Here is a 15,336-nt window from a genome sequence, read left to right on the forward strand (position 1 = left end):
TTTCCTAAGGAACCGGAAGAAATGTTAAAACATATTCGTAAATGTGATCCGGAGAAGTTAAATATTTGATTGTCCCGGCCGCGATTTTTTCCGCGATGAGATCCAAGTAAGCAGGGTCTTTTAATTTTTCCCGCTCAGACGGATTGCTTAAATAACCGATTTCTATCAGCGCGGCAGGAGTTTTTGCCTTGCAGAGCAGATAACACATACTGATCTTCGATATCCTTTTTTTCATTTCCGGTATATTTCTTAATTCTTCCTGGATGTAAGAAGCCAGTATTTTCCCTTTTAGGGATTTGGGATGATAAAACACTTCCGCCCCGGCGTAGGAGGCTTTTTTGCTCTTGTTCACATGCACAGTGAGTAATATTTGCGCATGATTACTATCGACCATCTCAATACGCTCATCTAAATCGTAGCGTTTTGCTTCCCGTCCGTGAAGGCCTTTAATGGCATGATTGTAATCGCCCTCCCTAGTGAGAATTACAAGAATTCCTTTACTCTCCAGGTGTTCTTTTAATTTTTCACAGAGGGCAAGATTGATATTCTTTTCCATAATATTACCAAATGTCGCGCCCGGATCATAGCCCCCATGTCCAGGATCAACAGCAACAATGATTGGATAGGGAATGGCAGGATCATCCGAAGCACTGCAGAGTCTAGCTGGTAAAATAACAAAGAAACTAATGAAAATAGTTAGAAAAACAGATCCTGTTTTCATATATTTTTCTTTCACGCCCCTTTTGCTCTAATTCTGAAGAATGGGCATCCTCCTCGTTTTTCTTTGATGCCTTGGATAAAGGCCGGATTTAGAGAAAATAACTTTTTTACCGGCTGCTTATTCATTTTAATTAGTATTCTCGAAACTCTTAGGAAAAAATTCATGAGGCTATAGCTAAGAGGATCGGAGATGTATTCCCAGCCTGCCTGAAAGAAAGGGTACTAGAGAGGCGACAAACAATGGACAGCTAAATAAGGGCCGGTTAAGGTTCTTCTTCCGTTGTGGGAAGGAACAATAAAAGGTTGAGAAAATTCCCAACCTCGTTTTGTGTGAAAAATTTATATTTAATACCAGAGCAGGAGCCCGGCAAAAACGCTGGCACAGCTTTTAACCTTTTGCTCTGCGGCGGCAATTTTTATCTCCCGCAGAGGAATACCCCTAAAAGAAGAGGCTTCCATCACCATATTTTTGATCTGCTTTTCTATTTCATCTTTGGGATAGTGTCCGGAGTGTTCCATGATCACGCCGAAAGTGTCCTCTTCCGGTATTCCCACTGCTACGGCTGCGGTTATAATTTCTCCCGGCTTTGAGCTTGATATGGCCCCAAAAGCAGTTGGCACGATGGAACCGGGCGGTATGGAAAGATTCGGGTCATACTGGGCTTGAGGCGGAAGAATGCTGGATACCTTAATCAGATTGAGATTTCCTGCGCCGGCATTTAATAAAGCGCTGTCAAAGGCGGTCAATGGCGTGTTGCCTTCGCCGGAACCCGCAACCAAGGTAAATCTTTTAGGTGTGGGCAACATTTTTCATTCCCCCAATTATTTTGTATTTCTCGGTTAGATTAGAATATTCATCACCCGGTCATATCGTTAATCTTTTATTTTTTGCTGTATCTTTTATTTTCTCACCGTCACTTCTGACTACCTGCCGGATTATCGCTCCCCTCCTTTATTGCCCTATTTCATTATGTCAAGGGACCTGTCCCCCTGACATTCTAAGACCAAACAGGGCCAAACAACTTAACAGTTTCCACCAGGGACTGGATATTTTTCAGAGGGGTCTTGATCGGAATGCCGCAGGAAGGAAGCAAAACCGTGGCCCCTTGATTAAGTAATTTTCGGGCGACGAGCCGGATCTCTTCCGGAGTCCCCTGTTCAAGAAAATCACTAGGAATACTGCCGATCAACGCCTTATGAGAACCGGTCACCGCACTGGGAGCCGGACTATAGCTTATCGCGTCACTGTGTAAAAGATTTAATTCCTCCCATTCAGCGGATGACCACCCACTAAAATGGATCAGGGTGCCGGTGGCAGTAAAGCCTTTGACAGCATCAATAATCGCGTTTACATAGGGTATGGTATATTCCTTAAACAACCGGGGATGCCCATTTTTTTCTTTTAAGTGGAAATCAGAAATGGCCAAGACATCTGCCCCTGCCTTCAATTGGCCCAACCCAAACTGAATCAGGTTCTCTGTAAGAAACTTCATAAATGCATGAGCCTCCTTAGGCTTTCTGATAAAATCATCGTAAACCTTTTCAGATTTCATGAGCAGCGTGGCTAGACTTAACGGACTAACTAGGTTGCCGATGATGGGCACCACATTTGGCCATCTATTTTTAAGGATTCTCATGGCATCCAATACCACCTTAACCCTTCCTTGGCGCAAATTCAGAGGATTTAGTTTTTCCCAATCTTCAATGAAGTCAATGGGGCCGGCGATTATTTCAGGACGGAACAGCTTCGTCTCCAGGTGCACAGTAGCCCCCATGGCCTCTGCCTCTATTGTCCCACAAAGGGGTAATCCAAAATTGTCCACTTCCCCATACCGATACATACTGGCGGCAAGAGTTGCCATCACCTCCGGATTCGTATGCGCTTCAGACAATGAGTAGCCGGCTAAATCCATTACTTCTTCCACCAGCATATTCATGGGGCCGCCAAGGCAAATGAAGGAAGCACGATCCACGGACTTTTTTTTCAAGCCACATTTAAGACGCTCCTTGGGAGTAAGCACGATAGCACCTTCTATCCTCTGATTTTCTCTAAGATTCCAAAAAAATGATTAGAGAATTCGGCTTACGCTAAGCTTTTAACGATGCGCAAGCCTTCGTTGCACTTATACTTTCAAGCTTTTCAAGCTTATAAATTCTAAAAGTAAAAAAGAAAGTGACTGCCCACCTAAAGTCGACAGGCAGTCACTTCCCTATTAAGCTTTCGCCATAAGATTGTCCTTTGCCCGCTCAACAATTGCCTTGATTTTTTTCTGAACCGTTTCCGGTAGTGGGTCCGGCTGATAGTTCAGAATGATGTCTTTCACCTTTTCGTTGGCAGCCTGGGTCAAACTCTTCCCTCCCGCTGCTTGCCAGGAATCAAAACTCTGGCGCTTCATCAGACCGGGTTTCCAAATCTCTTGCCCGGAAAATTGGGCAGTATGGTCCTTTTCTCTAAAACTGCCCCCGGGGCCAACTTGATCAATCAGATCAACGGCTAACCTTTCATCATCAAATTTAATTCCCTTGACCAGCCTTCTAGCCATGCCGATCATATCGTCGGCCATGGTCAAAAGCTCCAAACTGGCGGTACTTCCGTATTCCACATAGCCCACATCATGGTTTAAGTTGGGCCCGGATAGGGCAGTCATGGTAATGGAAAGCGCCCCTTCTAGCCCTGCCTGTTCATCGGGAATACAAGAGTCCGAGCACCCGGCGGTACCAAACATGGGCAGCCTTAAATAGTGGGCCATATCGGCGAGAGCCGACATGAGCAGGTTAAATTCAGGTGAACCATATGAGAATATGGTTGTGGCCATATCCATCACGGTAAATACACCACCCATAATAAATGGAGCCCCTTCTCGGGTGCATTGATTTAAGACCAACCCACTCAAACTTTCCGAAATTCCTTGCACCAAAACTCCCGCCATCGTAGCAGGAACCGTGCCTCCCGCCATGACGCATGGCGTATACACTACAGGAAGCGCCTTTTTCGCCGCCAAAATCAATTTTGAGGCCGCTTCCCAAGCATGCTGCAGGGGTGAAATCGGTTCTGCATACAAGGTCATAAAGGGATTCTGGCGCAATGCTTCTTCCCCGCCGGCAATAATTTCGCACATTTCAATAATATCGGCAAAACCGTATATGTCATGGGCTGTGGTCACAATTGGCTTGCCTGTATTTAAGACCTGCACCTCGAATTGGTATCTGTCCGATATTAAAAGAGGCACATTCTGCACAATACCAAGTGACATGACAAAATCAATATTGGGTAGTGCATCAATTACTTTGCATGCCCATCCCACCGACTCTACCGTAGACCGTTTCCTTTCCCCGGTAAAAGGATCGATATAAAAGGGCGTGTCGGAGCCGGTGCCAAAATAGGCGTTGTTCCCTTCTAAGAGGACATCCCGGGAGCCGGTGCGGCTGTTGCATAAAGTAACCCGGTGGGGTACGGATGCCAAAGCACGGTCTACCAAATAAGAGGGAATTCTTACCCGGTTGCCGTCTACAAAACAACCTGCTTTTTTCAAAATTTCCAGAGCTTCGTCGTCATAATAGGTTACTCCTGTACGTTCCAGCACCTCCTGGGCAGCCAGATAGATTTCCCCGCATTGGCCGGGAGAGAGAATACTAAACAACGTACTGGCATTAGCCTTGTAATTGCTTCTGGTTTTCATGCAAATCTCTCCTTTCTTACTCTCAATCCTTAGCTTAAAAGCTTTTTGCACAGATCCACCGCAGAAGCGGCATCAGGAGCAAACCCGTCTGCTCCCACCTCGTCCGCAAAATCCTGAGAAATAGGGGCGCCACCTACGATTACTTTGACCTGATCTTTTAAGCCTTCTTCTTTCAATAACTCAATGGTGTCTTTCATATGCAGCATGGTCGTGGTAAGCAAAGCGGACATGGCTAAAATATCCGGATGATGCGCCTTGATCGCTGCCACAAACTGCTCCGGAGAAATATCGATTCCCATGTTCACCACGGTAAATCCGCCGCTCTCCAGCATCATGCCCACCAGGTTTTTCCCAATGTCATGCAGGTCTCCTTTTACGGTGCCCAAGAGAACTTTCCCAACAGAGGGCATGTCGGTATCGGCAATAAAAGGCTTTACTATTTCGATTCCGGAACCCATGGCTTTTGCCGCCATTAAAACTTCCGGCACAAACATTTCGCCATTTTTAAAACGGGCACCGACAACGCTCATTCCGGCAATTAAACCCTGATTAATAATATCCAAAGGGGCACTGCCTTCATCAACAAGGGCCTGGGTAAGCTCTTTTACTTTTATCATGTTACCTGCGATGACCCATTTGGACAGTTCTTCAAAATTTGCCATTCATTTTGCCTCCTTTTCTATTCCACTAATCTTTGTATTCAATCTTGCTCAGAATTTCGTTAATTTTGGCCAGTGTATCTTGGCTCAGAGGTTCCGGCTGATGGTTGTTCAGAATTCCCCGGGTTTTTTCGTTTACCCGTTGGGCCAAGGTCTTCTTTCCGGCCCCAGTCCAATCGTCATAACGATTTCTGTTTATAATCGTAGGCCACCATGTTTGACTGCGAAAATTCAAAATGGTATGTTCCGATCCTAAAAAATGTCCTCCCGGCCCTACTTCATCAATCACGTCTACTGCCATGGTGTCGTCATCTACAGGAATCCCTTTGAGAATTCTCTTCACCATACCGATTATTTCGTCATTCATCACCAGTAAATCTAAGGAAGCAGTATTGCCCGATTCCATCACATTGCAGCCTTGAATGAGATTAGCCCCGCTTAAACCGCTGGATAAGACGGAAAAAGCGGTTTCCACGCTTCCTTGCGCATCTAAAACAGGGGAATCCGTACATCCTCCCATCGAAAAGTTGGGTATCTGCAGATAGCGGCATACATCCACGAAAGCAGATGACAGCAAGCCATGCTCGGGAGCCCCGCAAGACTGGCTGCCGTTGTCCAAGTCCAGAGCAGATAGTAAGCCGCCCATCATGAAAGGCGCTCCGCATCCTGCCAATTGATTGGCCACAAGACCTACCAAACTATCGGCCAAGGCCATTACAAGGGCTCCGGCCATCGTTACAGGCAGCCCGTCACCGGCAAAAGCCCGGGTGGAATAAATTACCGGAAGCCTCTTCTTACCGGCAAAAATAACCTGATCAAGGGCTGCCGCAGAGCCTCTTAAAGGAGAATCCGATTCCACCTGGAAAATAAAGAAAGGTTTCCTTTCCACCGCCTCAACACTGCCTGCCACAGCAACAGCCAGGTTAACAATATCCCTGCACTGATCCACACTTGAAGCCTTTTGAACAATCGGCTTTGTGGTATTCTTTACTAAGTCTGCAAAAGCACAGGCTCCCTTTCCCGCCACAAAATCAATGTTGGGCAAAGCATCACACACAGTAGCAGTATGTTCATGATCCTCTCTTTGGAAGGCCCTCCTTTCACCGGTAAGGATATCAAAGACATAATTTTGGCCTGAACCGGGCCCAAAATACACATTCTGGGCTTCTAGAAACAAGGCGCGCTCACCTTTCCGGTTGCTGATCACGATCCGGGAAGGGACATTTTTCACTGCCCTCTCTACTACACTGGAAGGAAAATGCACCCTCTCTCCCTCAGCCCAGCACCCGCCGTTTTTGAATAATCCCAAACCTTCTTTACTCAATATGTCTGCGCCCGTTCTCTCTAAAACCTCTAAGGCACTCAGGTATACGTCTTCACATTGGTCACCGCTTAACACCTTAAACTGAGGTGTTTGGTTTACTTTAAAATTAGATCTGACATATAAACTCTTTTTCGTCACTTATCGTCTCTCCTTTCTTACCCGCTCTCTGAATTCCCATAATTTTTTTGCACCACAACTCCAGAACTAAATTTCTGCAAAATTGAATCTGAAAGATTTTCACCTCCTCTTGCTTCTGTTTTTTTCCTTATCCCTTCAGGCCTTTTTGCGCTCGGCAATGATGTCGAATACTTCTTGTATTCTTTAAGAATACTTGATGTTTTTTATTTGGTTTATTTCTCCATAATTTCAAAAATTCCTGCCGAATTTCTGAACATTCAAACATTTATTGATAAATCTTTTTTAATAAATTTTTTCTATTGTTCATATCGAACATCTTTATTATTGTATTCCATTAATGGGTCTGCCATCATTCTCCCACCTCATAGAAAAGGCTCTAAACCTTGATATTCTAAGGTTTAAAGCCTTTTCTATGAATTACTCTGAATTTACCCTTCTCTGCCTCAGCTCTTCCGCCACCTTTGTATTTTCCCCATGAATTTTATTAGCTTATCCCTTTTGTCACCGCTACCATTGTTCGCACATTTATTAAAGGAGTATTGGTAGGAAGCCCGCAAGCAGGTGCCACTATATCCGCCCCCTTGGCCATGGCAAAGCGCACCAGGCTGGCAACCTTCTCCGGTGGCATGGTACCCAAAGCAAAGGTATTCACATTGCCCATAACCGCCTTTTCCGGGATATATTCCTTAATCTCCTCTATGGGTACAATAGAATCGAAGCTGAATACATCACAATGGAGCTCCGGGATCATGCGATAAACAGTCTTCAGGTCGCCACAAATATGAACAATTTTTACGGGAACCTCTAAGGCGTCCAGAATTTCATTGACATATTTTACGGAATAGTCCCGAAATCTTTTCGGGCCCAAGATTTCACCTGTGCCGCTGGGCTCGGAAATACAAATAGCATCGGCTCCCGCCTCTATTTGGGCCTTGCCGAAAATAATTAGATTCTCTACGATAAAGTCCATCAGCTTTTCCGCCACCAAGGGCTTTTTTTGATACTCTTTGAGCAGAACAGACATATCCACTAAGGTTCCGGCAGTGCTGACCGGCCCGGTGAGGTTGCCAATGATGGGCACATCGGTATTTTTTGCTTTTAAAATTCTAATCGCATCAAGAACCACTTTTGCTCTTCCGGAATTTATCGCCAAGGGTTTCAATAGCTCCACCTGGGCTGAAGATGTCAAAGGAGAATCGACGACATGAGGCTCATAAAGTAAATTCCCCATGTTTACCTGGGCGCCCATCCCCTCAGCCTCCACCGTCATACAGAAAGGCACGCCGTAGTTTTCAAAGCCGCCGGCTTCATTTAGGGCATAGGTGAGACCTGCCATTTTTTCGGGATCGAGATGTGCTTCCGGCCAAAGGCATTTTGATGCTACCATAATGTCTTGGAACATCATATTCATCATACCGCCGGGACAAATACAGGGTGGTTTATCCGCTTGTTGTTTTTTTGCCACCGCAAAAAGCCTTTCCTTCGGGGTAAAAGCATGCATTTTTAAGCCCCCAATACCACTGTCCCGGCTCCCATAAGCCTGTCAACCACCTTCACGGCATCGACAGCATTGGCAGAATAACCGTCGGCACCAATTTTTTGGGCAAAAGCCAGTGAAATGGGCGCACCGCCGATAATGACCTTAATCCGCTCTCTGATACCTGCCCCTTTCAGCAATTCAATCACTTCACCCATCCCCGGCATCGTAGTAGACATTAAAGTTGACATGGCAATTACGTCTGCCTTTACCTCTTTCGCTTTATCTACGAAACGCTGCAAGGGAACATCTCGTCCTAAATCATAGGTCTCATAGCCTGCTGCTTCCAACATAATTCTTACCAGGTTTTTACCAATATCATGGGTATCTCCTTCTACCACACCAATGACCACTTTGTGTTTCTTTCCGCTGTCAGCTTGTTCCAAGTGAGGGCGTAAAACATCCAAGCCGTTGTACATTACGTCCGCACAAACCAAAAGCTCGGGAATAAAATATTCTTGCTGCTCATATAAATCAGCGGCTTTTTCCATACCGTCTACCAAGCCTTTTAAAATTCCCTCCAAAGCCGGATAACCGGCTGCGACATATTCTTCCGCAACTCCGCCGACTAATTCATCTTCCATATTTACCACACAGTCAGACAACGCCAGCAACAACTCTTGTTGACTTTTCATTCTTGTACCCTCCCATTTTTCCTCTGATGATTTTTTATTTATTTCTTTTCTATGTTTCCTTTTTCTAGTCAAATTTTTTGGGATCCAAGGGCATTTTGCCATAATATCTTGCTGCTTCCATCAACGATAACATATTTTCCATCGACGTACGGATGGGAATATCACAACCAGTGGAAATCGTATAACCGCACGGGCTATCATAAGATTTGCCTACCGCTTCCTTCACCCCGGCAAAAATAGACTCTCTGTCCCCCTGATAAACAACACCCACAGGGTCTACATTGCCCATAATGGGCACACGATGTCCCACTTTTGCTTTGACCACGGCCATATCAACCCGGTTATCGATACTTAAGGCATCGCAGCCGGTATCGACCATACTTTCGGTAATGGAAGTGGTATCGCCGCAAATATGATAGCAAGCACCGGAGCCTTTACTATGGAAATAATCAAATAATTCTTTTGTATAAGGTGCAACAAAGTTTTCATAAACATTTTTGCGTAACACGGTACCTGATGCCACAGGATCGCACAGGGTAAAGCCAACACCTAATTCCAAAAAACCGTCAAAAACAATTTTTACGGCGTCCGTACAAAAACGCATCATTTCATGAAGTTTTTGAGGCTTTTTAATTACTGATTTCAATAAAACATCGGTGGGGCAGATGGTAGAGGCTGCAGTAAAAGGCCCAGGGATACTAATCCCTACCGGAACTTCTTTCCCCACTTTTTCCAGTACGATTTGGGCTGCATCATAATTTAGCTGGAACCAGGGGTGGTTTTTCCGTTCCACCCGGGATAAGTCCAAAGAACTGAGATCATTGAGATTTTGCAAGGCATGGGTGGCAATTGCCGTCGCATCATCGGCCGGGTCGGAAAGGGTACTGCCCAAGGCTTGCCCAACCCCCAGCAAACCATATTCCACTACCAAACAGTCATGTCCGAATTTTTCATAGCAGGCAATCTGAGCTGCCGCCTGATTCTTCGCGGAGCTTCTTTTTTCTCGATGTGTCATCCCGGCTACCTTTCCGGCCACGGTTACAAAGAAGGGCACAATGGCCAACCGGTCGAAAGGTTCCCCTTTTGCCATTGCTGCAGCCCGTTCCAACGGAGTCATTTGATCTTCTTTATGCATTTTTTCTACCACCTTTTTCAATTTATTTGATTCACCAGACGCAATGCTTTAATCTTTCCATGGGACAAAACACACCGGGAATCTTTCATGCACAGCTGACCGATAATTCTTTCCTGGCCCATGGCCTTTAAGCAGGCCTCCACATAATGAATCCCTTGTGCAAATTGTAAATCCTGTCTTTCTGCTAAGCCCAAGCTAAGTAAAATCAGGCTTGTTTTTGGACATAAGTGAATAATACAATGTTCATCGGCTAAAGACGCCGCCTCTTTTATGAAAGGATAGGTAAAGTTTTTCGCCACAACTTCCGTATATTTCGGTCCCACAATATTTACGCTTCCTGCCGGGTCCGCATAAGAGATCACATCCACACCGGCTTTTTTGGCTTCCCTAAAATACCTGTTCAAATTTTTCGCGATCGTCTGGAAGATTTTTTCCACAGTCCCGGGATCCTTGCGCCATACTTTGAAAATTTTGGTCGTATCAATGAGAGAATTCAACACTGTAAAAAAGCCGGAAATCTCCAAAACAACCCTTTCCCCTTGGTCCTTCAGAATTTGACACGCCTTTAAAACCTCACTGATTCTTCCCTGCCCAAAATCAAAGTCCGGCAAAGATAAAAGCTCTTCAACGGACTGATAAGCATAGGCGGCGGTACGGGGCCCGAATTTGCCGTCACTTAAATTAATCAAGCCTCCGAAAGCTTCCCCCTCCACCGTATGGCAAAAGGGCAAAATGCAAACCTGGCTTCCTTCCTCTTCTTTTATTGCTCGGGAAATTTCCGCCATCTGACGGGCATCGTGATAGCTTTGGGGAAAGCGCAAATTTAACTTGCGGATTATTTCATCGCTGAAACCGGAGGAATTTGCTCTTTTACATTTAAAATCCACTAATTTTTTTCCTTTGTTTTCCTTTAAATCAGTCATTGAACGGACTCCCCCCAAAAATTAGCATTGGCAAATGTTCCATGTTATACCTCTAGCATTTCTATAAATGCTGTCAATCGGGTGGAAAGTTGGCCCACATCTGTTTGAGAATAATCGGTTTCCAGCGCGAGATAGGGTATTTTCTTGGTTTCATTGACAAATCGTTTGATGCCAAAGGATTCCACATTATAGGTATGACAGGCTTGCAGGATCACTTCTACCACGCCATCTACGTGATATTCATCAATGACTCGGCCTAATAGTTCATAACGATATTTGTCCGGAGACATAATAGAACAGCCGATTTTGAAATATCTTTCGGCAATGGCATCGTAGACATCTTCTTTTTCTTCATCAATCAAACGGTCGTATTTTTTGAAGCCGACACAGTTTTCATAACCCACCACAACAGCCCCGTTATCTTCAATCGCCCTGATTACTTTTTCCGTAGCGCCTCCAATGGGACATCCGGTAATCAGAATTCTGGGTTTATGAGGGATTTTTTGTTCTTCCGCATATTCTTTTTTGACTTTTTCCGTAATCCCTTTAATTTCTTCAATCACTTGTTCCACATCGAATTTAAAACTACTCCCGTAAACCACTTTAAATAAATCATACCCCATCATGGGCACAGGATCGTTTTTCATGAGCGCAAAAAGGGCGTTAACTGCTTTTCTCTCTTCGTTTCGGGTCTTGATGGCTTTTCTAAGTTTGTCTTCACTAATTTCTACCCCGAATTTTTCTTCCAAAATCCCTTTTAGTTTGATCACTTCTTTTTTCCAAAGCTGATAGCTCTCTTCATCTTGCCGGTTGGGCAGCTGCATCACATGAACAGGCTTAAACTCACCCAAATATTCATACATTTTTTTCTTGGCATCACAAGTGGTTTCACCAATAACCAAATCCGAGAAATAGAAAAACGGGCATTTGTCGGTTTTCGCAAAACCATAGCTTGATTTTACCAAGGGACATAAATTGCGCGGTAAATCTTTTTCCGCATCTGGAATCGTCTCATCGGAGGTGGCACATAACCCAACTACAGCCGCTCCCATTGCTTGGGCGAATTCCACGGGAAAATAGGTACAGAAAATTCCGATGAGCGGTATATCCTTTTCCTTAAGGGCCTTTGCCGCCAAAAAAGAGTTTTTTCTCGCTTCGGCAAATTCCTCAAATACTTCCGGCAATTCTTTTCTAATTTCCAATTTAAACACTCCCCCTTTTTTAAATATTATCTTCATGTATTTTAGTAACCTTTGGTCATGACGGCTGAGTTAATCTCCTACATCCTCTTGCTAAACCCGGTTTATTTTTCGTCGTCTCATTTTAAACGGCAAATTTCTTACTTTTCAAAAATCACCTCCTCATTCAGCCGTATCACCAATTTCTTTTCAGGGAAAGACTTCAGTTAAACACTGCTTTTTCAGGTCACAGCCGATGATGCGATTTTTGTCTCTTTATCGATATATATGAAATCATATAACGATAGTTGTGTTCAAAAGTATCATCGCAGGTGATTACGTGAAAAATAGTACGAATAGATGCACCAGAATCTTCTTGATTTTAAAGCTATATATACTTAAGGTTTTTTATTAAAATACTTCCTCAATGATTATATCAAGTAGGGATGTTACTTTCTAACTAATACTTTTTATGTGAGCGCCAGCATAGATAAATTATATTTATCCACAAAAAAAATCGCCCCAGGCGATTTTTTTAATGAAGCTCTTCTCTGATCATCATTTGGTTTTTGATGTTCTTGATCCCGTTCACATGGCGCACGGTTTTCATAATTCTTTCTGCATCCTGCCGGGTTTGCGCCCAACCGCCCAGAATCACCTGGTTTCCCTGAGAGCGGATTTCCACTTCCGATAAATTAACGCCTTCCCGGGATAAACTAAGCGACAAGTCATTCATGATGGATGCGCTATCTTCCTCGGTCCGGATCCGAATCTGATTTTGGATTTCCCCTACCCCGGGTATTTGAGAGACCAATGTGCCGGCACTTTCCCGGGCATCAAGATGGCTCACTTCCCCTTGCAGCACCACAACGCCGTGATGGACCTGAAAACTTAATCCGGTCAGATCCCTGTCTCCGGATTCGATCAGTCTTTCCTGAATTAATTCACCTAGCTTGCTGTCTGTAAAACGTTTATCTCCGGCCACGGTCAAATGGTTTTCCACAGAAACCACGCCGGGTATTTGGGACACCATCTGTCCGGCCTGATCTTTGTCCTCCAGAGAGTCGACTACCCCGGTTAACGATACTTTCCCCTCCCGGATATCAAAATGTACTTCCAGTGCATCCGGCAGTTCCTGCTCCAGCCTTAATTTCAAGATGTCGTCTTTTTCCCTCTGCATCTTTTTCACCTCACTATCTTGTAAAAATATTTTTCCCTTAACACCATAAAAAAAACAGGGTAAAACAAAATTTACCCTGTGGAATCCAGAAAATTTATTTTTGGGGTTGCACTGATCAAGGAGGCAAAAAGGATTATTGTTCCTTCTCCTTTTCAGCCTTGGCAGCGGCAATGATTTTCTCCGCCATGCTAGCGGGAACTTCTTCGTACCGGGAGAATCCCATGGTGAAAGTTCCCCGACCTTGGGTAATGGACTTGAGGTCAATGGCATAGCGATACATCTCGGATAAAGGAACATTCGCCTTAATCACCTGCAAATTTCCGCTCTTTTCCATCCCTAAAATGCGGCCCCGTTTGCTGTTCAAGTCCCCCATAATGTCCCCCATAAATTGGTCCGGTACCAAAATCTCCACATTCATAATCGGCTCCAGGAGGACGGGTTTTGACTGTTCGCAAGCCTTTCGGAAAGCCAAAGAAGCGGCAATCTTAAATGCCATTTCAGAAGAGTCTACCGGGTGGAAGGAACCGTCCTGAAGATTAACCTTCAGATTGGTGACCGGATAGCCGGCCAGAATCCCCTCGACCATCGATTCCCGGACGCCCTTTTCTACTGCAGGAACATACTGTCTGGGTACAGATCCGCCGAAAATACTTTCCGTAAATTCGAAATCGCCTTCCGGGAAGGGGGCAATATCAATATAGACATGACCATATTGACCGTGACCACCGGATTGTTTTTTGTGTTTCCCTTCCACCCGGGTGGCAGAGCCTTTGATCGTCTCCCGGTAGGGAACCTTGGCTTCCAGGGTCTTTACCTCGACTCCGAACTTCCGGTGCAGGCGTTCAATGGTAATATCAATATGGGCTTCACCCATCCCTGTAAGCAGGGTTTGCCGTGTTTCAATGTTTTTCTCCAGTCTTAAGGTAGGGTCTTCTTCTAAGAGACGGTGAATAGCATTACCCAGTTTATCCTCGTCTCCCTTAGACTTGGGCTCGATGGCAACGGTTAAAGTGGGAATGGGGAAGTCGATGCCTTCCAAAACCACACCGCTGTCTTTTGTGGTGAGTGTATCACCCGTATTGGTTTGCGCTAATTTGGCCACCACCCCGATATCGCCGAATTTAAATTCGGGAAGCTGCATCTGGGTCTTACCCTGCATGGTAAAAAGCTGGCTGATTTTTTCTTCCGCTTCTTTTGTGGCATTAAAGGCATAAGAATCACCTTTAAAAGTACCCTGTCCCACCTTGAAAAAGTTGATCCGGCCCACGTAGGGGTCAGCCATGGTTTTGAACACCAATGTTGCCATGGGCTTAGACTCGGCGTTCTTATCTTCCGCCCTGTCCAAAGGAGACGGCACATAATCCACTAAAACATTTAACAACCGGTCCGCGCCAATATTTTTCAAGGCAGAAGCACAGAGTACCGGCACAACTTTGGCGGCAGTAATTCCCGCTTTCAAGCCGGCAACGATCTCTCCGTCGGTTAACTGTTCGCCGTCCAGGTATTTCATGGTTAATTCATCTTCGCCTTCAGCTGCCGCTTCGATCAGCATTTCCCGGTAGGTTTCCACTTCCGACATTAAATCACCCGGAATGGGGATTTCACTTGCCTTGCCGGATCCGTCATATTTATACGCTTTCATTTCAATCAAATCTACCATGCCGTTAAAGCTGGCTTCCGCGCCAATGGGCAACTGAATGGGCACAATTTGTTTGGTCAGTTTTTCCCGCATGCTGTCCAAGGCTTTTAGAAAGTCGGCGTTTTCCCGGTCCATTTTATTGATCACGGCCACCCGAGGCAGATCCATTTGATCCGCCAACTCCCAAATAATTTCCGTACTGACTTCTACTCCTGCAACCGCATCCAGCACCATTAAAATGCAATCAGAAACCCGCAGCGTCCCCTTTACTTCTCCAAAAAAGTCAGAGAATCCCGGCGTATCCAGCAAATTTATTTTTGTATTGCGCCATTCACAGGCGACCAAGGAAGTATTTACGGTAATTTTACGCTTAATTTCCTCAGGATGGTAATCGGCAACGGTATTACCTTCATCTACTTTTCCCAAACGACTGGTTGCCCCTGTATTGAAGAGCAGGCTTTCGGTCAGGGACGTTTTTCCCGCACCCTGGTGCGAGACAATACCAATGTTCCTAATACTTTGTGACGGGTAAACCTTCATTTAGTATCCTCCTTCAGTTTCCGAAAAATTTAAACTTCATGCTCAGAA

13 protein-coding genes are annotated in these 15,336 nt (G+C 45.0%); all 13 read right to left on the reverse strand.

All coding sequences use genetic code 11. From position 1 onward, the window contains the following. Positions 1–4 precede the first annotated feature (4 nt). On the reverse strand, positions 5–736 hold the full coding sequence (locus tag DCMF_RS05610) for an N-acetylmuramoyl-L-alanine amidase (RefSeq protein WP_236860198.1): 732 nt from the start codon (positions 734–736) through the stop codon (positions 5–7). A gap of 329 nt (positions 737–1,065) precedes the next feature. Continuing rightward, positions 1,066–1,527, reverse strand: coding sequence for a pyruvoyl-dependent arginine decarboxylase (locus tag DCMF_RS05615; protein ID WP_148133516.1), 462 nt, complete (start codon positions 1,525–1,527; stop codon positions 1,066–1,068). A gap of 191 nt (positions 1,528–1,718) precedes the next feature. Beyond that, the gene (locus tag DCMF_RS05620; RefSeq protein WP_214659125.1) at positions 1,719–2,741 is read right to left on the reverse strand and encodes a uroporphyrinogen decarboxylase family protein; all 1,023 of its coding nucleotides are present in this window, start codon (positions 2,739–2,741) and stop codon (positions 1,719–1,721) included. A 192-nt stretch (positions 2,742–2,933) separates the two neighbouring features. Then, on the reverse strand, positions 2,934–4,400 hold the full coding sequence (locus DCMF_RS05625) for a trimethylamine methyltransferase family protein (protein ID WP_148133518.1): 1,467 nt from the start codon (positions 4,398–4,400) through the stop codon (positions 2,934–2,936). A gap of 29 nt (positions 4,401–4,429) precedes the next feature. Continuing rightward, the gene (locus tag DCMF_RS05630) at positions 4,430–5,062 is read right to left on the reverse strand and encodes a cobalamin B12-binding domain-containing protein (RefSeq protein ID WP_148133519.1); all 633 of its coding nucleotides are present in this window, start codon (positions 5,060–5,062) and stop codon (positions 4,430–4,432) included. Between the two features lie 25 nt (positions 5,063–5,087). Then, positions 5,088–6,521: a trimethylamine methyltransferase family protein gene (locus tag DCMF_RS05635; RefSeq protein WP_148133520.1), complete on the reverse strand. Its 1,434-nt coding sequence runs from the start codon at positions 6,519–6,521 to the stop codon at positions 5,088–5,090. A 484-nt stretch (positions 6,522–7,005) separates the two neighbouring features. Continuing rightward, entirely contained in the window at positions 7,006–8,022 is a 1,017-nt protein-coding gene (locus DCMF_RS05640) for a uroporphyrinogen decarboxylase family protein (RefSeq protein WP_148133521.1), read from the reverse strand. A 2-nt stretch (positions 8,023–8,024) separates the two neighbouring features. After that, positions 8,025–8,693 (reverse strand): corrinoid protein, encoded by a 669-nt coding sequence (locus DCMF_RS05645; protein WP_148133522.1) that lies wholly within the window; start codon positions 8,691–8,693, stop codon positions 8,025–8,027. A 64-nt stretch (positions 8,694–8,757) separates the two neighbouring features. After that, on the reverse strand, positions 8,758–9,828 hold the full coding sequence (locus DCMF_RS05650) for a uroporphyrinogen decarboxylase family protein (RefSeq protein WP_148133523.1): 1,071 nt from the start codon (positions 9,826–9,828) through the stop codon (positions 8,758–8,760). A gap of 17 nt (positions 9,829–9,845) precedes the next feature. Next, on the reverse strand, positions 9,846–10,751 hold the full coding sequence (locus DCMF_RS05655; protein ID WP_148133524.1) for a uroporphyrinogen decarboxylase family protein: 906 nt from the start codon (positions 10,749–10,751) through the stop codon (positions 9,846–9,848). Between the two features lie 44 nt (positions 10,752–10,795). Further along, complete coding sequence (locus tag DCMF_RS05660; protein ID WP_148133525.1) at positions 10,796–11,953, reverse strand: double-cubane-cluster-containing anaerobic reductase; 1,158 nt, start codon at positions 11,951–11,953, stop codon at positions 10,796–10,798. A gap of 511 nt (positions 11,954–12,464) precedes the next feature. Next, positions 12,465–13,109: a BON domain-containing protein gene (locus DCMF_RS05665; RefSeq protein ID WP_214659126.1), complete on the reverse strand. Its 645-nt coding sequence runs from the start codon at positions 13,107–13,109 to the stop codon at positions 12,465–12,467. A gap of 133 nt (positions 13,110–13,242) precedes the next feature. Next, a complete protein-coding gene (fusA, locus tag DCMF_RS05670; RefSeq protein WP_148133527.1) occupies positions 13,243–15,288 on the reverse strand; it encodes an elongation factor G in 2,046 nt (681 codons plus the stop codon). Positions 15,289–15,336 lie beyond the last annotated feature (48 nt).

This window comes from Candidatus Formimonas warabiya (genome assembly GCF_002777255.1).
Classification (GTDB): Bacteria; Bacillota; Dehalobacteriia; order Dehalobacteriales; family Dehalobacteriaceae; genus Formimonas; species Formimonas warabiya.